A 22370-nucleotide genomic window follows, 5' to 3' on the forward strand; every position below is an offset into this window, starting at 1 on the left:
CGGGAGAAGTGCGGGCGTGTCCTTGTCCGTGGCGGACATAGCGGCGGCGGCGTTCGGGGGCGCCGGTCGCCCTGCGGGGCTTCGCGGCCCCCCTCCAGCCCCGTCGCGGAAACCCTTCAGCCCTGCGCGGCGATATCCAGCCCGTCCGGGTCTGGGGGCTTGCCCCTCACGCGGCGGAGCCGCAAATGTCACAGCCGGGAAGGGGCTGGGTGGGGAACAGCGCCGCAGGCGACATCGCCCTCGCCCAGGCGCGGGACGGACAACTGCCCTGCCCCGGGCACTAGATTGAGGCCCTGTGCGCAGCGCACGCACTGAGCTGGTCAGGGGACGAGGGGCAGGGCAGCACACATGGATACCGAAGGCACCGGCACACCCGACGCACGCGCCACCCGAGCCAACCCCGTACCGCGCCCGGCCGGGCCGCCGCCGTCGCTGCCCCCCGCCCCCACGCACGCCCCCGCCACCGGCCCGACCCTCACCGAATGGCTTCGCACCCCCCGCGACGCCGAAGGCGGCCCCGGCGTCTGGTCGTACGGCCATGTCCCGCGCCCCGCCGAGGAACCCGAGGTCATCCCCGGACGCCAGCTCGTCAGCGGGGCTCTGATCTCGCTCCTCACCGCGCTGCTCATCTGGTCGCTCTGCTGGAACGGCTACATCAGCTTCTGGCTGTGGCCACTGTTCTGGTTCACCCCCGAATCGTGGCGCGAGGACGGCGGCAACATGGCCTACGTCTGGGTCTCGTACTTCTACTACGGCCTCTTCGCCCTCCTCCTCGCCGTCGCCTTCGGCCGCATGGGCCGCTGGGCCGAGGTCGTACGCCGCTACCTCCTCCCCAGGCCCGCCGCCGCCCGCCCCGTGCCCGATCCCCGCACCGAACCCGGCTCCGCCGCCGACCCCGCCGAGTGGCCCGAGCTGCGCGGCGCCGGCCAGGCCGAGGCCGCCGCCCGGCTCGCGGAGGAGGCCAGGTCCGGGCGTATGAACGACGTCGACTACGCCCGCATCCGCCGCGCCTGGCAGTCCGTCCGGGCCGACCCCTCCCGCCTGAGCGCCTTCACGGACACCGTCCTGCGCAACGGCGCCGCCGCCTGCACCCACCCCTCCGGCGCACGCGACCTGCCCGTACGCGCCGCCGCGCACGACCTGTGCGCCCGCCAGGTCAGGCTCGGCACCGTCCACCCCGGCGAGCGCAATCCGTACGGCCGACGCGGTACCGGCCTCGCCCTCGACCCGGAGCTGCTCGGCACCTCCCTCGTCGCCGTCGGCCCGCCCGGCACCGGCAAGACCCGCGACCTCGTGCGGCCCGTCGTCGAGTCGCTCGCCCTCCAGGCGCTCGCGGGCCAGGCCGCCGTCGTCGCAGTCGCGGCGGCCGGGACGCAGCTCGGCCCCGACGAGGCGTACGACGTCGTCATCAAGCTCGGCGACCCCGCCTCCGTGTACGACCTGGACCTGTACGGCGGCACCACCGACCCCGACGAGGCCGCCGCCGTACTCGCCGAGGGCTTCGTCGGTGACCTCCCCGACGTCGACAGCCGGCGCGCCGCCACCGCCCTCGCCCAGCTCCTCGGCCCGTACCGCGCCGCCTTCGGACGCTTCCCCTCCGTACCCGAACTGCGCGAACTCCTCGACGGCGTACCGGCCGCGCTCGCCGCGCTGCGCGAGGCGCTCGACGACGGCTCGCAGTACGCCCTCCAGCGCGAACTCGACGCCCGCGCGCGGCAGTCGGGGGCGCCGGGTGACCCCGGCATCGCACTCGCCGACCGGGTCGCGCTGCTCGACCGGCCCGCCTTCGCGTCCTTCTTCGACACGAGCGGGCAGGGCCGGCCCTTCTCGCTCCGCTCACTGGAGCACCCGCTGCGGGTCCGGATCGACCTGCCCGAGCGCGGTCACGCCGAGGCGTCGCGGATGCTCGCGCGGCTCGTCCTCGCCCAGTTCACGGCGAGCGCGGCGCACCGCGCGGACCGATCTCTCTTCGCCTGCCTGGTGCTGGACGACGCGACGCGCGCGATCACCGCGGAGACCGTGCGGGGCGTCCAGAGGCTGCGTTCGGCGAACGCCGGCGCCGTGATCACGCTGCGGTCGCTCGACGACGTACCGGAGAACCTCCACTCGGCGCTGCTGGGTGCGGTCGGGTGCCGGATGGCCTTCTCCGGTGTCACGACGTGGGACGGGAAGCGGTTCGCGGAGGCGTGGGGCACCGAGTGGGTCGAGACGCGTGATGTGACGAGCCGGACGGTCTTCGCCGACCAGCCGCTCACCCGGGCTTTTCACGTCTTCCGGCGGATCGTGACCGGCAAGGCCGTGACGACCGACGCGATTACGGTACGGAAGGTCGAGCGCGAGCGGTGGTCCGCGTCGGATCTGGCACATTCGGTGCCCGCGGGGCACGCGGTGCTGTCGTTGACGACGGTGCGCGGGGAGCACGCTCCGCCGCTGCTTGTGGATCTGCGGAGCTGAGTGGCGCGGCGCGCGGGACCCGTACGTCCTGGCACAATCGGTAGGAGCCGTTCATACGTGACGGCGAAAAAACCTCCGAGAAGTCCTCCAAAAAATCCTCCGTCCTAAGGTCATGCCGTCCATGCCGCCCACTCTCGCCTCGCTCGTCCACCACTCGGCGCTCAAGCTCACCGTGCGCGCGGGGGAGGACCGGCTGGACAGGCCGGTGCGCTGGGCCCACGTCAGTGAGCTCCCCGATCCCGTCCCGTACATGGAGGGCGGCGAGCTGCTGCTCGTCACCGCCGTGAAGCTTGAGGCGGAGGATCCGGAAGTCATGCGCCGGTACGTGCGGCGGCTGGCCGGGGCGGGGGTCGTGGGGCTCGGCTTCGCCGTCGGCGTCCATTACGACGACATCCCGCAGGCCCTCGTGGACGCCGCGGCGGAGGAGGGCCTGCCGCTGCTGGAAGTGCCGCGCCGTACGCCCTTCATCGCCATCAGCAAGGCCGTCTCCGCCGCGAATGCCGCCGACCAGTACCGCGCGGTGACCGCCGGTTTCGAAGCGCAGCGTGAACTGACGAAGGCGGCGCTGTCGGGCGACGGGCCGGGGGACCTGCTGGCCCGCCTCGCCTCGCACATCAACGGGTGGGCGGCTCTGTACGACGTCTCCGGCGCGGTCGTGGCCGCCGCGCCGGACTGGGCCGCGCGCCGGGCGGCCCGGCTCACCGCCGACGTCGAACGGCTGCGGGAGCGGCCGGCGCCGGCGAGTTCCGTCGTGGGCGGCGGCGGGGCGGACAGCGACGCGGAGGCGGACGACCGGGTCGAGCTGCAGTCGCTGGGCGCGGGCCGGCGCGTGCGGGGCGTACTGGCGGTCGGGACGGGGGCTCCGCTGGGGACGGCGGAGCGGTACGCGGTGCATTCGGCCATCGCGCTCCTGACTCTGACCACGGAGCGGTCGCGCTCTTTGCAGGCGGCCGAGCAGCGGCTGGGCGCGGCGGTGCTGCGGATGCTGCTGGCGGGGGAACCGGACCACGCGCGGGCGGTGGCGGGCGATCTGTACGGGGCGCTGCTGGACGCTCCCTTCCGCCTCCTCATCGCCGAGCCGACGGCCGGGGAGGCGGAGGGCGCGCCGGCGGGGTCGGACCCTTTGCACGCGCTGGCCGAAGCGATGGAGTCGGCGGCGATGCGGGCGGGCGAGCCGGTGCTGGTGGTGCCGGACGGCGACCGGCTGGTGGTGCTGGCGGCGGACGGGGGCGACGCGGTGGAGGCGTGCCTCGCGCATACGGAGGCGCGGCGCGGCGATTCGGCGCGGCCGCACGAGCCGGCGGACGAAGACGAGCTGGTGGTCGGTCTTTCGGCGCCGGCCGGGCCGATCGCGGCGGTCGGGGCGTACAAGCAGGCGGAACAGGCGCTTTCGGTGGCGCGGCGGCGGGGGCGGGCGCTGGTGGAGCACGAGGAGCTGGCGGCGGGGTCGGTGATGCAGCTGCTGGCGGACGACGCGGTGCGATCTTTCGCTGACGGGACGCTGCGGGCACTGCACGAGCACGACGCGAAGGGCCGGGGCGACCTGATCGCGTCCCTGCGGGCGTGGCTCTCGCGCCACGGGCAGTGGGACGCGGCGGCGGCGGACCTGGGCGTTCACCGGCACACGCTGCGGTACCGGATGCGGAGGGTCGAGGAGATCCTGGGCCGGTCGCTGGACGACGCGGACGTACGGATGGAGCTGTGGCTGGCGCTGAAGGCGACGGCGGGGTCGGGCACGGGCTCGGGCTGAGTGGTGGTGCCGGGGGTCGGGACCTACGGGAGCGGCATTCGGGACTGCATGATTTAGGTGCCACGCGGCGGCATCGACCTTCACGGCGCTACGGCCCACAAATCACGCTCTACGTCCCGAACACCGCTCCCTACGGCCCCGCCCCCCTCCCGCCGTCGTTGCAACCCTCCAGCCGCGCGCCGTAAAATCCAGCCGCGCGCGGGAAAATCCAGCCTGTCCGGCGTTTGAGGACACGCCCGTAGGGCGTCCGGGGGGTCTGGGGGCTTGCCCCCAGTTTCGGGAAGGGGCGGGTAGGGGAAAGCGCCGCAGGCACACCCGCGCGTGGCCCCCCGGCCAGCCCCCCGGCCAGCCCCCGTGGCCGCGGCCCCGGTCCCTGAACCGCACCCCAGCCCCTGCGGCCCGGCCCCCGCCCCGCCCACAACCTCCGCCCCCGCACTCCCCGCCGGAAGGCGTAAACGTGTGTCGTCGTCCAAAGCGGCGTCTCCGCGTCGTCCAGCACTCCACCCCGGACAAACGACCTCCGGCGTCCGGCCCCCTACCGTGGTGGACATCAGCACCCACTCCCTCGGAAGGGCCGGAAACGATATGACTTCCACCCACGCCTTCTGGCTCGCCGGCCGCCAGGCCACCGGCGAGGACGCGTTCGACGTCACGTCCCCCTGGGACGGCCGGCTCGTCGGCACGGTGAGCATCCCCACCGACGCGCAGGTCGAAGAGGCCGTCGCGGCCGCGTACGCCGTGGAGGCCGAGTTCGCGGCCACCCCCGCGCACGTCCGGGCCGCCGCCCTCGACCACGTCAGCAAGCGTCTCGTGGAGCGGACGGAGGAGATCGCGCAGCTGATCTCCGCCGAGAACGGCAAGCCGATCAAGTGGGCCCGCGGCGAAGTCGGCCGCGCCGTTTCCGTGTTCCGGTTCGCCGCCGAGGAAGCCCGCCGTTTCAACGGCGGGGAGGCCCAGCGCCTCGACACCGACGCCGGCGGCACCGGCCGCCTCGCCCTGACGCGCCGCTTCCCCCGCGGCACCGTCCTGGGCATCGCGCCGTTCAACTTCCCGCTGAACCTGTGCGCCCACAAGGTCGCCCCGGCCATCGCCGTCGGCACCCCGATCATCCTGAAGCCGGCGCCCGCCACGCCGCTGTCCGGCCTGATCCTGGGTGAGCTGCTCGCCGAGACCGACCTCCCGGCCGGTTCGTGGTCCGTGCTGCCGGTCGCGAACGACAAGATGCCCGCGCTGGTGCAGGACGAGCGTCTGCCCGTCATCTCCTTCACCGGGTCCGAGAAGGTCGGTTACGCGATCATGGACTCGGTGCCGCGCAAGCACTGCACCCTGGAGCTCGGCGGCAACGGCGCGGCCGTCGTCCTCGCCGACTGGGCGTCCGACGAGGACCTGGACTGGGCCGCGACCCGTATCGCGACCTTCTCCAACTACCAGGCCGGCCAGTCCTGCATCTCCGTGCAGCGCGTGATCGCCGACGCGTCCGTGTACGAGCGCCTCGTGCCGAAGATCGTCGCGGCCGTCGAGGCCCAGGTCACCGGCGACCCGAACGACGCCGGCACCGACGTCGGCCCGCTGGTCAACGAGGACGCCGCCAAGCGCGTCGAGGCGTGGGTCGAGGAAGCCGTCAAGGCGGGCGCGGCGCTGCTCACCGGCGGCAAGCGCGACGGTGCGTCGTACGCCCCGACTGTGCTCGCCGACGTACCGGCCGACACCACGATCTCCTGCGAGGAGGTCTTCGGCCCGGTCCTGACGGTGCGCAGGGTGGAGGGCGAGGCCGAGGCGTTCGCCGCGGTCAACGACTCCAAGTACGGCCTCCAGGCGGGCGTGTTCACGCACGACCTGCAGACGGCCTTCCGCGCCCACCGCGAGCTGGAGGTCGGCGGCGTGGTCGTCGGCGACGTCCCGTCGTACCGCGCGGACCAGATGCCGTACGGCGGCGTCAAGCAGTCCGGCGTCGGCCGCGAGGGTGTGCGGTACGCGATGGACGACTACACGTACGAGCGGGTCATGGTTCTCACGGGCCTCGCCCTCTGAGTCCTATGACCTCGTACGACATCTGAGCCAACGGCCGGAGCCCACTGTGCGGGGGCTCCGGCCGTTTCCTTGTGCCGCGAAGTCCTGCGACGACGATCGGTGCGCCAGGGGTGGTGAGCATGCTGGGAATCGGGTAGATACGGACGAGTAAAACCGGGCGGTAATGCGACCGGCCGGGCCACGACTCGCGGCGAGGTGAGCTCCTCATGTCCGCACAACCGACCCAGCAGCCCAAGGTCTCCGAGCGCGAAGCGCGCCAGGTCGCCGAGGCGGCGCGCGAACAGGACTGGCGAAAGCCGAGTTTCGCGAAGGAACTCTTCCTCGGCCGCCTGCGGATGGATCTGATCCATCCGCATCCGATGCCGCCGCCCGAGGACGCGGCGCGCGGAGAGGCGTTTCTCGCCAAGCTCCGGGACTTCTGCGAGACGAAGATCGACGGCGCGCGGATCGAGCGCGAGGCGAAGATCCCCGACGAGGTGATCAACGGGCTCAAGGAGCTCGGCGCGCTCGGCATGAAGATCGACATCAAGTACGGCGGCCTCGGTCTCACCCAGGTGTACTACAACAAGGCCCTGGCGCTCGTCGGCTCGGCGAACCCGGCGATCGGCGCGCTCCTGTCGGCGCATCAGTCGATCGGCGTACCGCAGCCGCTCAAACTTTTCGGCACGCAGGAGCAGAAGGACACCTTCCTGCCGCGCCTCGCCCGTACCGACATCTCCGCCTTCCTCCTCACCGAGCCCGACGTGGGCTCCGACCCGGCCCGGCTCGCGACGACGGCTGTGCCGGACGGCGACTCGTACGTCATGGACGGCGTGAAGCTCTGGACGACGAACGGGGTGGTCGCCGACCTGCTGGTGGTGATGGCCCGCGTTCCGAAGTCCGAGGGGCACAAGGGCGGCATCACCGCCTTCGTGGTGGAGGCGGACGCCCCGGGCATCACCGTCGAGAACCGCAACGCCTTCATGGGCCTGCGCGGCCTGGAGAACGGCGTCACCCGCTTCCACCAGGTACGGGTCCCCGCCGCGAACCGCATCGGCCCCGAGGGCGCCGGCCTCAAGATCGCCCTCACCACGCTCAACACCGGCCGTCTGTCGCTGCCCGCGATGTGCGTGGGCGCGGGCAAGTGGTGCCTGAAGATCGCCCGCGAGTGGTCGTCGGTGCGCGAGCAGTGGGGCAAGCCGGTCGCCTTCCACGAGGCGGTGGGCTCGAAGATCTCCTTCATCGCCGCGACGACCTTCGCGCTCGAAGCGGTCCTCGACCTGTCCTCGCAGATGGCCGACGAGGACCGTAACGACATCCGCATCGAGGCGGCCCTCGCCAAGCTGTACGGCAGCGAAATGGCCTGCCTGATGGCCGACGAGCTGGTCCAGATCCGAGGCGGCCGCGGGTTCGAGACGGCGGATTCCCTGGCGGCGCGCGGCGAGCGGGCCGTCCCCGCGGAGCAGATCCTGCGCGACCTGCGCATCAACCGGATCTTCGAGGGCTCGACCGAGATCATGCACCTGCTCATCGCGCGCGAGGCGGTCGACGCCCACCTGAAGGTGGCGGGCGACATCATCGACCCCGACAAGCCGCTGTCGGCGAAGGCCAAGGCGGGCGCGAACGCGGCCGGCTTCTACGCCAAGTGGCTGCCGAAGCTGGTGACGGGACCGGGCCAGCTCCCGCGTTCGTACGCCGAGTTCCACCCGGCCGGGCACCCGGACCTCTCGGTCCACCTCCGCTACGCCGAACGCACGGCACGCAAGCTCGCCCGCTCCACCTTCTACGCGATGTCGCGCTGGCAGGGCCGCATGGAGACGAAGCAGGGCTTTCTCGGCCGGATCGTCGACATCGGCGCGGAGCTGTTCGCGATGAGCGCGGCGTGCGTACGCGCCGAACTCCTGCGTACGACGTCGGACCACGGCCGCGAGGCGTACCAACTGGCCGACGTCTTCTGCCGCCAGTCCCGCATCCGGACGGAAGAGCTCTTCAACCGGCTGTGGACCAACACCGACGACCTCGACAACAAGGTCGTCAAGGGCGTTCTGTCCGGTACGTACACCTGGCTGGAGCAGGGCGTCGTCGATCCGAGCGGCGAGGGCCCCTGGATCGCCGAGGCGGCCCCCGGCCCCTCGCAACGGGAGAACGTCCACCGCCCGATCCGCTGAGGAACCGGGAAGCTCGGCGGTGGCGGCGACCAGCAGGTCGACCGCCCCCGCCGAGCGGTGCTCGCCACCCGACCTCGGTGAACGGGGAGCGCGCGACGACGCCTTCCTGCGGCCGGCGGTGCGGGGCCGTCCGTATGTCCAAAGGGCGAAACGGCCGAGGGCCACCGCGCCGCACGCGGCAGGATGGGGTCCCGTGACCGTCGTAGACATCCCCGGCTCCAAGTCCGTCACCGCGCGCGCCCTCTTCCTCGCCGCCGCGGCCGCCGGAACCACCACCCTCCTGCGCCCCCTGCGCTCGGACGACACCGAGGGCTTCGCCGAGGGGCTCGGGCGGCTCGGGTACCGGCTGGAGCGCGGGCCCGACGCCTGGCGCGTCGAGGGCCGCCCGGCGGGGCCCGCCGTCGGCGAGGCCGATGTCTACTGCCGCGACGGCGCCACCACCGCCCGCTTCCTGCCCACGCTCGCCGCCGCCGGCGCGTCCGGCACGTACCGCTTCGACGCGTCGCCGCAAATGCGCCGCCGCCCGCTCGCCCCGCTCACCGAAGCGCTGCGCGCGCTCGGCGTCGACCTGCGTCACGAGGAGACCGAGGGGCACCACCCGCTGCGCATCGCGGCCGCCGGCATCAAGGGCGGCGAAGTGACCCTGGACGCGGGGGAGTCGTCGCAGTACCTGACCGCGCTCCTGATGCTCGGCCCGCTCACCGCCGAGGGCCTGCGCATCACCGTCACCGACCTCGTCTCGGCGCCGTACGTCGAGATCACGCTCGCGATGATGCGCCACTTCGGCGCCGAAGTGACGCGCGAGGGCAGCACTTTCACCGTCCCGCCCGGCGGCTACCGCGCGACGACGTACGCCGTCGAGCCCGACGCCTCCACCGCGAGCTACTTCTTCGCTGCGGCAGCGATCTACCCCGGCCGCGAGGTCACGGTCCCGGGGCTCGGCGCGGGTGCGCTCCAGGGTGACCTGCGCTTCGTCGACGTACTGGAGCGGATGGGCGCGGAGGTCCGTGTCACGGCGGACAGTACGACGGTCCGGGGCACCGGCGCCCTGGGCGGCCTCACGGTCAACATGCGCGACATCTCCGACACCATGCCGACGCTGGCCGCCATCGCGCCCTACGCCGAGGGTCCGGTCCGTATCGAGGACGTGGCCAACACGCGCGTGAAGGAGTGCGACCGGCTGGAGGCGTGCGCGGAGAATCTGCGCCGGATGGGCATCACGGTCGCCACCGGCCCCGACTGGATCGAAATCCACCCCGGCACGCCCCGCCCGGCCGAGATCGCCACGCACGGCGACCACCGCATGGCGATGTCCTTCTCGGTCACCTCACTGCGCACCGCACCCGGGGTCACGTTCGACGACCCCGGCTGTGTACGGAAGACCTTCCCGGCCTTCCACGAGGCCTTCGCGGCGCTTCAGCGCGCCTGGTAGCCCCCGACGAACGCCCACCACGCCTCGCGCGCGATACGAAGGTGTCCCGGCCGGGACCCTCACACGCCGACGGTTCCGTCGATGCCCTCGCGGAGGAAGTCTGCGTGGCCGTTGTGCCGGGCGTACTCGTGCAGCATGTGCAGCATCACCAGCCGCAGCGACACGTCCTCGCCCGTTCTGGCCCGGTAGCCCGTCACGTCCAGCGACTGCGCCTGTCGCTCGACGCGGCGCGCGTGCTCCACCTCCGCCTGCCAGGCGTCGAACGCCTCCGAGCGCGTGGCGGCAGTCGCGTCGTACGCCACCTGGAAGTCACCCTCGTCCGACCACACAAGTCCTATGTCCTCGCCGCTGATCACCCGCCGGAACCACGCCCGTTCCACCTCCGCCATGTGCCGCACCAGACCCAGCAGCGACAGCGCCGACGGCGGCATCGACTGTTTCCGCAGGTCCTCGTCGGTCAGCCCCTCGCACTTCATGGCGAGCGTCGCCCGGTGGTGGTCGAGGAAGGCGCGCAGCGTCTCGCGCTCACCCGCGGCGACAGGCGGGGCGATGCGTGCGGTGGTCAAGGCAAGCTCCATTTCGTACGGGCGGATGAGCGGCCGGGGGCGGCGCCTGTGGCGCGGGCCGCGCCCGTGCACCACAATCGTGCATTCACCCACGCATCAACAGAACCAGAGGTCACGCATGTTCGGGGCGGGAAAGCACAGCAGGCGGCGGCGTGGGACGGCGCTGGTGGTGGGCGGGGTCCTGTTCGCGGGCGCGGTCGCGTGCGGCGGCGGCGAGGGCGGCGACGGCGCTCAGGACGACAAGAAGCCCAGCGGCAAAGCCACCGCGAGCGCGAAGGGGCCCAAGGCGCTCACCGAGGCGCAGCTCACCGCCGCCTCCTTCACCGACGGCGAGACGGTCGGCAAGTACACCGCGTCCGAGTTCACCCTCGGTGCTCCCCACGGCAGCGACTACACCGCCGACCCCGCCGTCTGCCAGCCCCTCGTCAGCCTCGCCGCCGACGTGACCGACTACGACCTGAAGACCGAGGTCAGCCGCAAGGTCGACGTCCCCGACGAGATGCTGGGCCTCACCGTCGACGTCCAGCTCCGCTCGTACGGAAGCGGCGACGCGGCCCGCGTCATGAAGGACCTCGACAAGGCCGGCAAGGAGTGTGCCGACGGCTTCACCGAGGAGCGGGCCATCGCGAAGGGGAAGTACCTCAAGGTCGAGCCCGTCAAGGCGCCCGCGTTCGGAGCCGGCGCGGACGAGGCCAGGGCGTACCACTTCACGATTCTCGACGTGAAGGGGAAGCTCGAGCTCCACGACTACCTCACGGTCGTACGCTCCGGCTCGGCCACTCTCTCCTTCCGCGGCGACATCCTCGACACCAAGGACATCGGCGGAGTGCCCGAGGAGATCACCGACGCCCAGTGGGAGAAGTTCCGGGCGGCGGTCGGCACCAAGTGATCCGCGCGTTGTCCGTGCTCCACCGGAGGAACGAAACGGACTCGCTGTCCACCCAGTGAGCCATTGCGGCAACAATGGGGGGCATGAGCGACAGCCCAGCCCCCCTAGCCGACCCGCACATCGCCTTCGACCCGTCCGAAGGCCGCCGGGACATCGTCGTCCTCGGCTCCACCGGGTCCATCGGAACCCAGGCCATCGACCTGGTACTCCGCAACCCCGACCGCTTCCGCGTCACCGCGCTCTCCGCGGCCGGCGGCCGGGTCGGACTGCTCGCCGAGCAGGCGCGACAGTTGCGGGTCCGCAGCGTCGCGGTCGCCCGCGAGGACGCCGTGCCCGCGCTGCGCGAGGCGCTGAAGGCGCAGTACGGGAACACAGAGCCCCTTCCCGAGATCCTCGCCGGGCCCGACGCGGCCACCGAGGTCGCCGCCTCCCCGTGCCACACCGTGCTCAACGGCATCACCGGCTCCATCGGCCTCGCGCCGACCCTCGCCGCCCTCGAAGCCGGCCGCACCCTCGCGCTCGCCAACAAGGAGTCGCTGATCGTCGGCGGCCCGCTCGTGAAGGCGCTCGCCAAGCCCGGCCAGATCATCCCGGTCGACTCCGAGCACGCCGCGCTCTTCCAGGCGCTGGCCGGCGGCACCCGCGCCGATGTCCGCAAGCTCGTCGTCACCGCTTCCGGCGGCCCCTTCCGCGGACGTACGAAGGCCGAACTGGCCAACGTCACCCGCGAGGACGCCCTCGCGCACCCCACCTGGGCCATGGGACCGGTGATCACGGTCAATTCGGCCACCCTGGTCAACAAGGGGCTGGAGGTCATCGAGGCGCACCTCCTCTACGACATTCCCTTCGACCGCATCGAGGTCGTCGTCCACCCCCAGTCGTACGTTCACTCGATGGTGGAATTCACCGACGGTTCGACGCTCGCCCAGGCGACGCCGCCCGACATGCGCGGTCCGATCGCCATCGGCATCGGCTGGCCCGAGCGCGTCCCGGACGCCGCCCCCGCCTTCGACTGGTCCAAGGCGTCGACGTGGGAGTTCCACCCGCTCGACAACGACGCGTTCCCCTCCGTGGGACTCGCCCGTCACGTCGGTACGCTCGCGGGCACCGCCCCCGCGGTGTTCAATGCCGCGAACGAGGAGTGCGTCGACGCGTTTCTCGCGGGACGGCTGCCGTTCACAGGAATCGTGGATACGGTCGCCGAAGTAGTGGCCGAGCACGGCACCCCCCGTACGGGAACCTCGCTCACGGTCGCGGACGTCCTGGAAGCCGAGACCTGGGCACGGGCCCGGGCCCGCGAAATCGCAGCACAGGCAGCAAATCCAGCACCACAGGCAGCAGTACAGGCAACAGCGGAGGCTCGCGCATGACGACGATCCTGTTGACGGTCCTCGGGATAGTCATCTTCTTTGTCGGGCTGCTGGTCTCCATCGCCTGGCACGAGCTCGGTCACCTCTCGACCGCCAAGCTCTTCGGCGTACGCGTGCCGCAGTACATGGTCGGTTTCGGCCCGACCATCTGGTCCCGGCACAAGGGCGAGACGGAGTACGGCATCAAGGCGATCCCGCTCGGCGGCTACATCCGCATGATCGGGATGTTCCCGCCGGGAGCCGACGGGAAGATCGAGGCCAGGTCGACCTCCCCGTGGCGCGGCATGATCGAGGACGCCCGTTCGGCGGCGTACGAGGAACTGCGGCCCGGCGACGAGACCCGCCTCTTCTACACGCGCAAGCCGTGGAAGCGCACGATCGTGATGTTCGCCGGCCCCTTCATGAACCTGATCCTCGCCGTGGCGATCTTCCTCGGCGTCTTCATGACGATCGGGCTGAACCAGCAGACCACCACGGTCGACACCGTCGTTCCCTGCGTCGTCGCGCAGAGCGAGAACCGCGACTGCCGCAAGAGTGACCCCGCGTCGCCCGCCAAGGCCGCCGGTCTGGAGAAGGGCGACAAGATCGTCGCTTTCAACGGCAAGCCCGTCGAGGACTGGACCGCCCTGTCGGACCGTATCCGCGAGACCATCGGCCCCGCCTCCATCACGGTCGAGCGCGACGGCCGCGAGCAGGTCCTCCAGGCGAACCTGATCGCCAACAAGGTGGCCAAGAAGGACGCCCAGGGCCAGCCCGTCGCCGACCAGTACGTCAAGGCAGGCTACCTCGGCTTCGGCCCCGGCACGGCCGTCACCCCGCTGTCCTTCACGGACTCGCTGGACCGGATGGGCGTCATGATCGAGTCCGGTGTCGACTCACTCATCGCTCTGCCGTCCAAGGTCCCCGACCTGTGGAACGCGGCATTCAACGGCGAGGAGCGCAAGGCCGACTCCCCGATGGGCGTCGTCGGCGCGGCCCGCGTGGGCGGCGAGATCCTCGGGCTCGGGCTGCCCATGGAGAACACCGTCGGGATGATGCTGTTCCTCATCGCGGGCTTCAACCTCTCGCTCTTCCTCTTCAACATGCTTCCGCTCCTGCCGCTCGACGGCGGGCACATCGCGGGGGCCCTGTGGGAGTCGCTGAGGCGCAATGTGGCGAAGGTCTTCCGGCGGCCCGACCCGGGTCCCTTCGACGTCGCCAAGCTGATGCCCGTCGCCTACGTCGTCGCCGGGATCTTCATCTGCTTCACCGCGCTCGTACTGGTGGCCGACGTGGTGAACCCGGTTCGGATCTCCTGACTCCGCCGGAACTCCTGCCGCCCATCGGGTGGACATGCGGACGCAAGGTGCTCCGGGCTTTCGAGGTGACGTAACCTCGGAGTCCGGAGCCCGCCGATCTCGGGACCTTGATCCACACCTTGGGGTTGCACAGCAGATGACTGCAATTTCTCTCGGAATGCCATCCGTTCCGACGAAGCTCGCCGACCGAAGGGTCAGCCGCAAGATCCAGGTCGGATCAGTGGCCGTCGGCGGGGACGCACCCGTCTCGGTGCAGTCGATGACGACCACCAGGACGTCCGACATCGGCGCGACGCTCCAGCAGATCGCGGAGCTGACCGCCTCGGGCTGCCAGATCGTACGCGTGGCCTGTCCCACCCAGGACGACGCCGACGCCCTCGCGACCATCGCGCGCAAGTCGCAGATCCCGGTGATCGCGGACATCCACTTCCAGCCGAAGTACGTCTTCGCGGCGATCGACGCCGGCTGCGCGGCGGTCCGGGTGAACCCGGGCAACATCAAGCAGTTCGACGACAAGGTGAAGGAGATCGCCAAGGCGGCCTCCGCCACCGGCACCCCGATCCGCATCGGCGTGAACGCCGGATCGCTGGACGCGCGACTGCTCGCGAAGTACGGCAAGGCCACCCCGGAGGCGCTCGTCGAGTCCGCCCTGTGGGAAGCCTCCCTCTTCGAGGAGCACGGCTTCGGCGACATCAAGATCTCGGTCAAGCACAACGACCCGGTCGTGATGGTCAACGCCTACCGGCAGCTCGCCGCCCAGTCCGACTACCCGCTGCACCTCGGTGTGACGGAGGCCGGACCGGCCTTCCAGGGCACCATCAAGTCGGCCGTCGCCTTCGGCGCGCTGCTCAGCGAGGGCATCGGCGACACCATCCGCGTCTCGCTGTCCGCGCCGCCCGTCGAAGAGGTCAAGGTCGGCCTCCAGATCCTCGAGGCGCTCAACCTCAAGCAGCGCCGCCTGGAGATCGTCTCCTGCCCGTCCTGCGGCCGCGCCCAGGTGGACGTCTACAAGCTCGCCGACCAGGTGGCCGCCGGTCTCGACGGCCTCGAGGTCCCGCTGCGCGTCGCCGTCATGGGCTGCGTCGTCAACGGCCCCGGCGAGGCCCGCGAGGCCGACCTCGGTGTCGCCTCCGGCAACGGCAAGGGTCAGATCTTCGTCAAGGGCGAGGTCATCAAGACCGTCCCCGAGTCGAAGATCGTCGAGACCCTCATCGAAGAGGCGATGAAGATCGCCGAGCAGATGGAGAAGGACGGAATCATGTCGGGCGAGCCCGAGGTCTCCGTCAGCAGCTGACCCGGCCTCCCCGCACTACGACGCAACGGAGCCCCGCCCCCCGCGGGGCTCCGTTCCGTTTTGCGGCGTCCCGAAGGAGCGCCCGGTAGAGTGCGGAGATCAGCAGACCGTACGGTGAGGCCCCTCACGTGTTGACTCAGACCACTACCCGGGTCCTCGGCCCCGGCGAACTCGGCGCCGCGCTCGCCATCCTCGAGAGCGAGCCCGTCACCAACGCCTTCGTGACCTCGCGCGTCCAGGCCGCCGGCCTCGACCCGTGGCGCCTCGGCGGCGAGATGTGGGGCTGGTACGCCGACGGGCGGCTCCGCTCGCTCTGCTACTCCGGCGCCAACCTGGTCCCGATCTGCGCGACCCCCGAAGCGGTACGCGGCTTCGCCGACCGCGCCCGCAGGGCCGGCCGCCGCTGCTCGTCGATCGTCGGCCCCGCCGAGGCCACCGGACAGCTGTGGCAGCTGCTGGAACCCAGCTGGGGCCCGGCCCGCGACGTACGCCCGCACCAGCCGCTCATGGTCACCGAGCAGCCCTCGCCCGACGTCCGGCCCGACCTCCGCGTCCGTCGCATCCGCAAGGCCGAGATGGACGTGATCATGCCCGCCTGCGTGTCGATGTTCACCGAGGAGGTCGGCGTCTCGCCGCTCGCGGGCGACGGCGGACTGCTCTACCAGGCGCGGGTCGCCGAACTCGTCGCCGCCGGGCGGTCGTTCGCCCGTATCGAGGACGGCAAGGTCGTCTTCAAGGCGGAGATCGGCGCCGCGACCTCGCAGGCCTGCCAGATCCAGGGCGTCTGGGTGGCCCCCGAATTCCGCGGTCAGGGACTGTCCGAGACCGGCATGGCGGCCGTGCTGCGCTACGCGCTGGCCGACATCGCGCCCGTCGTCAGCCTGTACGTCAACGACTTCAACACGGCGGCGCGCGCGTCGTACCGCCGGGTCGGGTTCCGCGAGGTCGGCGCGTTTATGAGCGTGTTGTTCTGACGTTGCCTCGAAGTAGGGTGCGCTGCATGGCACCTCTTTCCGGGGGCGGACCCCAGACCCCCGCCGTAGCGATCGCACCCGTCGATCTCGCCGCGCGCGTGGACGAGGCGCTCGCCGTACAGGCCCTCGCCTTCGGGCTCACCGACGACGAGATCGGTGTACGCCGTCACATCGTCCTGCGGCACCTGCTGAGCCCCGGAGCGCGGGCGCTCGGCGCCACGACGCCCGACGGACGGCTCGTCGGCTTCGTCTACGGGATGCCCAACGACCGTACGCACTGGTGGTCCACCGTCGTCGAGCCGTACCTGCGCCACACCGGCAACGACGACTGGCTCGACGACTCCTTCGTCATCACCGAACTGCACGTCGCCCCCACCCACCAGGCACGCGGCATCGGCCGTGAGCTGATCACCACCATCACGGACACCGCGGGGCAGCCCCGTTCGATCCTCTCCGCGATCGACATCGAGAGCCCGGCCCGCGGCCTGTACCGGGCGCTGGGTTACGTCGATCTGGCACGCCAGGTCCACTTCCCGAGCGCCCCCAGGCCGTACGCCGTGATGGGCGCGCCCCTCCCGCTGCGCCGTAACGGCCAGTAACGGATTTCCCGTGCCTGGGCCGCCCGGCTAACCTCCTAGCCATCACACTTTTCTTCGCAGGAGTTCACCATGGCCCAGGTCCAGCGCATGTCCCGTCTGATGGTCAAGACACTGCGTGACGACCCGGCGGACGCCGAGACGCTCAGCCACAAGCTGCTGGTGCGCGCCGGATACGTCCGCCGGAACGCGGCGGGGATCTGGACCTGGCTCCCGCTGGGCAAGAAGGTCCTCGACAACATCTCGCGCGTCGTGCGCGAGGAGATGGACGACATCGGGGCCCAGGAGGTGCTGCTCCCCGCGCTGCTGCCCAAGGAGGCGTACGAGGCGAGCGGCCGCTGGGAGGAGTACGGCGACCTGCTGTTCCGCCTCAAGGACCGCAAGGGCGCCGACTACCTGCTCGGCCCGACGCACGAAGAGATCTTCACGCAGACGGTCAAGGACCAGTGCACGTCCTACAAGGACCTGCCGGTGATGCTCTACCAGATCCAGGTCAAGTACCGCGACGAGGCGCGTCCGCGCTCCGGCGTGCTGCGCGGCCGTGAGTTCCACATGAAGGACTCGTACTCCTTCGACACGACGGACGAGGGCCTCGCCGAGTCCTACGCGCTGCACCGCGCCGCGTACCAGAAGATCTTCGCGCGCCTCGGCCTCGACTACCGCATCGTCTCCGCCGTGTCCGGCGCGATGGGCGGCTCGGCGTCCGAGGAGTTCCTGGCCCCGGCGGCGGCCGGCGAGGACACCTTCGTGGACTGCCCGGCGTGCGACTACGCCGCCAACACGGAGGCCGTCACCTTCAGCGCCGCCGCTGTCGCCGCCGCGTACGACGACGCGGAGCACGGCCCGGTCGTGGAGCTGGACACCCCCGACACCCCGACGATCGAGACCCTCGCCGACCACCTGGGCGTACCGGCCTCGGCGACCCTCAAGAACCTGCTGGTCAAGGTCGACGGCGAGATCGTCGCCGTCGGCATCCCCGGTGACCGCGAGGTCGACCTGGGCAAGCTCGGCGAGCACCTGGCGCCCGCCGTGGTCGAGCTGGTCACGGCCGAGGACTTCGTGGGCCGCCCCGATCTCGTACGCGGCTACGTCGGCCCGCAGGGCCTGGAGAAGGTCCGCTACATCGCCGACCCGCGCGTCGCCGCCGGCACTGCCTGGATCACCGGCGCCAACAAGCAGGACAAGCACGCGAAGAACGTCGTCGCGGGCCGTGACTTCGAGGTCGACGACTACCTGGACGTCGTGGTCGTCGAAGAGGGCGACCCCTGCCCGAACTGCGGTACCGGCCTCAAGCTGGATCGCGCGATCGAGATCGGCCACATCTTCCAGCTCGGCCGCAAGTACGCCGACACCTTCCAGCTCGACGTGCTCGGCCAGCAGGGCAAGCCGGTCCGCGTGACCATGGGCTCGTACGGCATCGGCGTCTCGCGCGCCGTGGCCGCGCTCGCCGAGCAGTCCGCCGACGACAAGGGCCTGTGCTGGCCCGCCGAGATCGCGCCGGCCGACGTGCACGTGGTCGCCGCGGGCAAGGCGCTCCAGACCGAGCTGGCCGTCGAGGTCGCGGAGAAGCTGGGCGCGGCGGGTCTGCGCGTGCTGGTCGACGAGCGTCCGGGTGTCTCGCCGGGCGTGAAGTTCACGGACGCCGAGCTCATCGGCGTACCGAAGATCCTGGTGGCGGGCCGCCGCAGCGCCGAGGGCGTCGTGGAGCTCAAGGACCGCCGCACGGGCGAGCGCGAGGAGCTGACGGTCGACGAGGCGATCGCCCGCCTGACCGCCTGACCCGTCAGCAGTAACGAAACGCCACGAGGGCCCCGCGCGACCGCGCGGGGCCCTCGTTTTCGCTGCTCAGCGGTAGGAGTCGATGAGCCTCGACAGATGGCGGCCCGCGATCTCCAGCGGCTCCTCGCTCCGGGAGACGACATCTTCAAGCGGGACATGGTCGAGGTCTTCAAGAAGGGTGCGGTCCGGTAGGTCCGGCTACAGCCAGCCGGCGAACTCCAGCAGGAGTTCCGCGTCCTGGTGGCGGCCGGCCGCGGTCGCCCGTACGCCCGACTCCACCGCACGGAACAGCGTCCACCCGTGCAGCCGGGCCCGGTCCACGTCCAGGGAGTCGGCGAGCTTGTTCACCCGGCGGCGTGCGCCGGACGCGCCCGCCGCCGTCGCGACGAGGTCCTCGACCCGGTCGCGGACCAGCCGGGCCAGGTCGTACGCCCGCTCGCCGACCAGCGGATCGGGCCCGACGGCCAGCCACGGCGCCCGGTCGCCGGCGAGCACCTTGCCCTGCCTGAAATTGCCGTGCAGGAGCAGGAGTTCGGCTTCGGACGAGGTCAGTTCGTCGCGGGCCGCCAGGGCGGCTTCGACCAGTGGGGCCAGTTCCGGGCCGGCGGCGCGCATCGGCGCCGCCTGGCGGGCCGTGCGCTCGGTGACGGTCTCGAAAGGGTGGTCCGGGGGCGGCTCGATCCACAGCCGGCGTACGATCCCGGCCGCCTCCAGCAGTGCCTTGGCCTCCGGCAGGGAACGCAGCGAGACCTCGGAGTGCAGCCGCTCCAGGAGCAGTTCACCGGCCTTGGCGTCCCCGTCGAGCAGCTGGACCGCGCCCCAGCCGTCCCAGTGCGCCAGCGCCGCGCGCTCCAGGGCGGGCGCCGCCGCCCCGGGGGCGATCTTGAGGGCGGCCTGGGTGCCGTCCTGCTGCCGTACGAGGACGACAAGGCTGCTTCTGCCGCCGGGATTCTGCACCCGTTCGACCGTCAGATTCCGCCGGGTCACGGCCTCTTCGGCCAGCTCGGGCAACTGCCCGAGCCAGTCGGCGGCCACGTCCGGGTACACCTCGCCGAGCGCTCGTACGAGACGCTGCGGCGGTTCGAAAAGCATGCGTGTGGTGTCCCCTTCAAAGGCCAGTTCAAAAGCCGGTTCGAAAGCCGGTTCAAAGCTCACTGCTTGCGGCTCACGGCCGGGGTGGTCAGCTCGGCAAGCCCAGGAAAGGCTACGCCGCGTCCCCGCCAGCGCACGGCCCGCACCGCTGCCTCCCGCAGCGCCCCCGCCGCCTCGCGCCGGAGCGGGCCCGCGGCGGCGCGTACGACATCGGAGTAGACTCCGGCCACCCGGTCCTCCAGCTCGGCTGCGAGCCGTACCGCCGCTCCCGCGTCGGGCACCGGGAACGGCAGGGCGTACGCGGCGGCCGCGGCCACCGGGGTGGCGCCCAGGTCGCGCACGGTCCGCTCCAGCGCGTCGCGCCGCGAACGGTGGGCGTCGTACGCCTCCCGCGCCTCGTCCCGGCGCTCGTCGGCGACCCGGCCGCCGACCACCCCGTACCCGTACACGGCGGCGTGCTCGGCGGCCAGCGCGGCCTGCACGGCCTCCACCGCCTGCATGGCGGTCGGCGTCCCGCTCACCCGTCGCTCCCTTCGGTCAGCAGATATACGTGGGCCGCGCCGGCCGCGGCGACGGACGCCAGCAGCCGCGCCAGCTCCGGCGGCGCTTCGACGAGAGCCGCGGTGTGCGCGTCGGCGGCGCGCTGCTCCTCGGCGGCGAGCGCCTTGAGCGCGGCCCTGCGTTCGGCGGCGACGGCCGGGGGCGCGCCCGCACGGCCCGTCGCACCCTTGCCCCGCAGCGCGTCCGCCTGCCTGGCCACCGCTTCGCGCAGCGGCGCCAGCCGCTCCGCGACGGAAGGATGGGCGGCGACGACGGCGTCGTAGTGCGCCAGCAGCGTCTGCCGGGCCCGCGAGGAACGCTTGCGCAGCCCGGTCTCCGCTCGCGCGGCGGCGGCCACGGCTTCGGCCGTCGATCCTTCCCTGCCACGCGGGGCCGAATCCTGCGCACACCCACCGGTCAGCAGCGCGACGGCAGCGGCCCCGGTCGCGGCGAGCGCACCCCTGCGTGTGGTTTCCGTGCGCCGCACCTGTGTCTCCCTCGGGCCTCTGCGGTGATCACCGCAGGCGAGCGTACCTGCGGCTCCCCGGCACACTGACGGCAACACCCCTCGGGACCGGATACCCTTTGATCTGACACGCGACGACACGCGACGATCCACACAACAGCACACGCGGCCGAGGAGTCACCCGGATGAGCACCACCCAGAGCGACAGGCTGCGCGCACTCGTGGAACCACTGGTCGGCGCAGAGGGCCTCGATCTGGAAGACATCGAGGTGTCCCGGGCAGGCAGACGCCGCCAGCTGAGGATTGTCGTGGACTCCGACGAAGGCGTGGAACTCGACGCCTGTGCCGAACTGAGCCGCGCCATCTCCGAGAAGCTCGACGAGACGGACGCGATGGGCGAGGGCGAGTACGTCCTCGAAGTCAGCTCCCCGGGCGCCGACCGCCCGCTGTCGGAGCACCGCCACTACGTACGGGCCACCGGCCGCCTCGTCAAGCTGACGCTGAACGACGCCACCGAGCTGGTCGCACGCATTCTGACCGTGGACGACGAGGGGCTCGACCTCGAAGTGCCGGGCGTGAAGGGCCGCAAGCCCACCGCCCGCCGGGTCGCCTTCGCGGACATCGCCAAGGCCCGGGTGGAGATCGAGTTCAGCCGCAAGGACAAGAAGGAAGAGGAGGCGTAGCCATGGATATCGACGTAAAGCTCCTGAAGGGCTTGGCGAAGGAAAAGGAGATCTCCTTCGACCTGATGGTCGAGGCGATCGAATCGGCCCTCCTCATCGCGTACCACCGCACCGAGGGAAGCCACCGCCGCGCGCGCGTGGAGCTCAACCGCGAGAGCGGCCATGTGACGGTCTGGGCGAAGGAAGACCCGGCCGATCTCGAAGAGGGCCAGGAGCCCAAGGACTTCGACGACACCCCGTCCGACTTCGGACGGATCGCGGCCAGCACCGCCAAGCAGGTCATCCTCCAGCGTCTGCGCGACGCCGAGGACGACCGGACCTTCGGCGAGTACGCGGGCCACGAGGGCGATGTCGTCACCGGCGTCGTGCAGCAGGGCAGGGATCCCAAGAACGTCCTGGTCGACATCGGCAAGCTGGAAGCCATCCTGCCGGTGCAGGAGCAGGTGCCGGGCGAGGAGTACACCCACGGCTTGCGGCTGCGTTCGTACGTCGTACGGGTGGCCAAGGGCATGCGCGGCCCGTCCGTGACGCTCTCGCGTACCCACCCGAACCTGGTGAAGAAGCTCTTCGCGCTCGAGGTCCCGGAGATCGCCGACGGCTCGGTCGTCATCGAGGCCATCGCCCGCGAGGCAGGCCACCGCTCCAAGATCGCCGTACGGTCGACGCGCTCGGGTCTGAACCCCAAGGGCGCCTGCATCGGCCCGATGGGCGGCCGTGTGCGCAATGTCATGGCCGAGCTGCACGGCGAGAAGATCGACATCGTCGACTGGTCGGACGACCCGGCCGAGATGGTCGCGAACGCCCTGTCGCCCGCGCGCGTCAGCAAGGTCGAGGTCGTCGACATGGCGGCCCGCTCCGCCCGGGTCACCGTGCCCGACTACCAGCTGTCGCTCGCCATCGGCAAGGAGGGCCAGAACGCCCGCCTCGCCGCCCGGCTGACCGGCTGGCGCATCGACATCCGTTCTGACACCGAGCAGCCGTCGGACCAGGACTGAGACAAGTTTTACGA

General features: G+C 71.5%; 18 protein-coding genes. 14 read left to right on the plus strand and 4 right to left on the minus strand.

Annotated features, from left to right (window positions below; genetic code table 11):
- Nucleotides 1–348: 348 nt before the first annotated feature.
- The 5 genes from AC1P0E_RS24895 (at nt 349) to aroA (ending at nt 9814) form a co-directional block, all read left to right on the plus strand.
- Complete coding sequence (locus AC1P0E_RS24895; RefSeq protein WP_482744338.1) at nt 349–2454, plus strand: type IV secretory system conjugative DNA transfer family protein; 2106 nt, start codon at nt 349–351, stop codon at nt 2452–2454.
- A 121-nt stretch (nt 2455–2575) separates the two neighbouring features.
- Entirely contained in the window at nt 2576–4204 is a 1629-nt protein-coding gene (locus AC1P0E_RS24900; protein WP_482744339.1) for a PucR family transcriptional regulator, read from the plus strand.
- Nucleotides 4205–4789: 585 nt separating this feature from the next.
- Nucleotides 4790–6235 (plus strand): aldehyde dehydrogenase family protein, encoded by a 1446-nt coding sequence (locus tag AC1P0E_RS24905; RefSeq protein ID WP_482744340.1) that lies wholly within the window; start codon nt 4790–4792, stop codon nt 6233–6235.
- A 206-nt stretch (nt 6236–6441) separates the two neighbouring features.
- Nucleotides 6442–8382 (plus strand): acyl-CoA dehydrogenase family protein, encoded by a 1941-nt coding sequence (locus tag AC1P0E_RS24910; protein WP_482744341.1) that lies wholly within the window; start codon nt 6442–6444, stop codon nt 8380–8382.
- Nucleotides 8383–8575: 193 nt separating this feature from the next.
- Nucleotides 8576–9814, plus strand: a complete 1239-nt coding sequence (aroA, locus tag AC1P0E_RS24915) for a 3-phosphoshikimate 1-carboxyvinyltransferase (RefSeq protein WP_482744342.1) — start codon at nt 8576–8578, stop codon at nt 9812–9814.
- Nucleotides 9815–9873: 59 nt separating this feature from the next.
- On the opposite strand, the gene AC1P0E_RS24920 is transcribed toward aroA, so the two are convergent.
- Complete coding sequence (locus AC1P0E_RS24920; RefSeq protein WP_482744343.1) at nt 9874–10380, minus strand: DinB family protein; 507 nt, start codon at nt 10378–10380, stop codon at nt 9874–9876.
- Between the two features lie 118 nt (nt 10381–10498).
- Here AC1P0E_RS24920 and AC1P0E_RS24925 point away from each other — a divergent pair, with 118 nt between their 5' ends.
- The 7 genes from AC1P0E_RS24925 (at nt 10499) to AC1P0E_RS24955 (ending at nt 18580) form a co-directional block, all read left to right on the plus strand.
- On the plus strand, nt 10499–11269 hold the full coding sequence (locus AC1P0E_RS24925; protein WP_482744344.1) for a hypothetical protein: 771 nt from the start codon (nt 10499–10501) through the stop codon (nt 11267–11269).
- Nucleotides 11270–11352: 83 nt separating this feature from the next.
- Nucleotides 11353–12639, plus strand: coding sequence for a 1-deoxy-D-xylulose-5-phosphate reductoisomerase (gene dxr, locus AC1P0E_RS24930; protein ID WP_482744345.1), 1287 nt, complete (start codon nt 11353–11355; stop codon nt 12637–12639).
- On the plus strand, nt 12636–13937 hold the full coding sequence (locus tag AC1P0E_RS24935; protein WP_482744346.1) for a M50 family metallopeptidase: 1302 nt from the start codon (nt 12636–12638) through the stop codon (nt 13935–13937). Before dxr ends, AC1P0E_RS24935 begins: the two co-directional genes overlap by 4 nt.
- 136 nt (nt 13938–14073) lie before the next feature.
- A complete protein-coding gene (gene ispG / locus AC1P0E_RS24940; protein WP_482744347.1) occupies nt 14074–15231 on the plus strand; it encodes a flavodoxin-dependent (E)-4-hydroxy-3-methylbut-2-enyl-diphosphate synthase in 1158 nt (385 codons plus the stop codon).
- Nucleotides 15232–15359: 128 nt separating this feature from the next.
- Entirely contained in the window at nt 15360–16205 is an 846-nt protein-coding gene (locus AC1P0E_RS24945) for a GNAT family N-acetyltransferase (protein WP_482744348.1), read from the plus strand.
- Nucleotides 16206–16231: 26 nt separating this feature from the next.
- The gene (locus AC1P0E_RS24950; RefSeq protein WP_482744349.1) at nt 16232–16804 is read left to right on the plus strand and encodes a GNAT family N-acetyltransferase; all 573 of its coding nucleotides are present in this window, start codon (nt 16232–16234) and stop codon (nt 16802–16804) included.
- A gap of 69 nt (nt 16805–16873) precedes the next feature.
- Complete coding sequence (locus AC1P0E_RS24955; protein ID WP_482744350.1) at nt 16874–18580, plus strand: proline--tRNA ligase; 1707 nt, start codon at nt 16874–16876, stop codon at nt 18578–18580.
- A 198-nt stretch (nt 18581–18778) separates the two neighbouring features.
- Here the strand turns inward: AC1P0E_RS24955 and AC1P0E_RS24960 are convergent, their stop codons facing one another.
- The 3 genes from AC1P0E_RS24960 to AC1P0E_RS24970 are packed head-to-tail and all read right to left on the minus strand — an operon-like array spanning nt 18779 to nt 20699.
- On the minus strand, nt 18779–19672 hold the full coding sequence (locus AC1P0E_RS24960) for an aminoglycoside phosphotransferase family protein (RefSeq protein WP_482744351.1): 894 nt from the start codon (nt 19670–19672) through the stop codon (nt 18779–18781).
- A 59-nt stretch (nt 19673–19731) separates the two neighbouring features.
- Nucleotides 19732–20172 (minus strand): ferritin-like domain-containing protein, encoded by a 441-nt coding sequence (locus AC1P0E_RS24965; protein WP_482745891.1) that lies wholly within the window; start codon nt 20170–20172, stop codon nt 19732–19734.
- A gap of 17 nt (nt 20173–20189) precedes the next feature.
- Nucleotides 20190–20699, minus strand: coding sequence for a hypothetical protein (locus AC1P0E_RS24970; RefSeq protein WP_482744352.1), 510 nt, complete (start codon nt 20697–20699; stop codon nt 20190–20192).
- Between the two features lie 164 nt (nt 20700–20863).
- On the opposite strand from AC1P0E_RS24970, the gene rimP reads away from it, so the two are divergent.
- Nucleotides 20864–21361, plus strand: a complete 498-nt coding sequence (gene rimP / locus AC1P0E_RS24975) for a ribosome maturation factor RimP (protein WP_482744353.1) — start codon at nt 20864–20866, stop codon at nt 21359–21361.
- 2 nt (nt 21362–21363) lie between these two features.
- Nucleotides 21364–22356, plus strand: a complete 993-nt coding sequence (gene nusA, locus AC1P0E_RS24980; RefSeq protein WP_482744354.1) for a transcription termination factor NusA — start codon at nt 21364–21366, stop codon at nt 22354–22356.
- Nucleotides 22357–22370 lie beyond the last annotated feature (14 nt).

The sequence above is a fragment of the Streptomyces sp. TRD_SC_5 genome, from assembly GCF_056836825.1.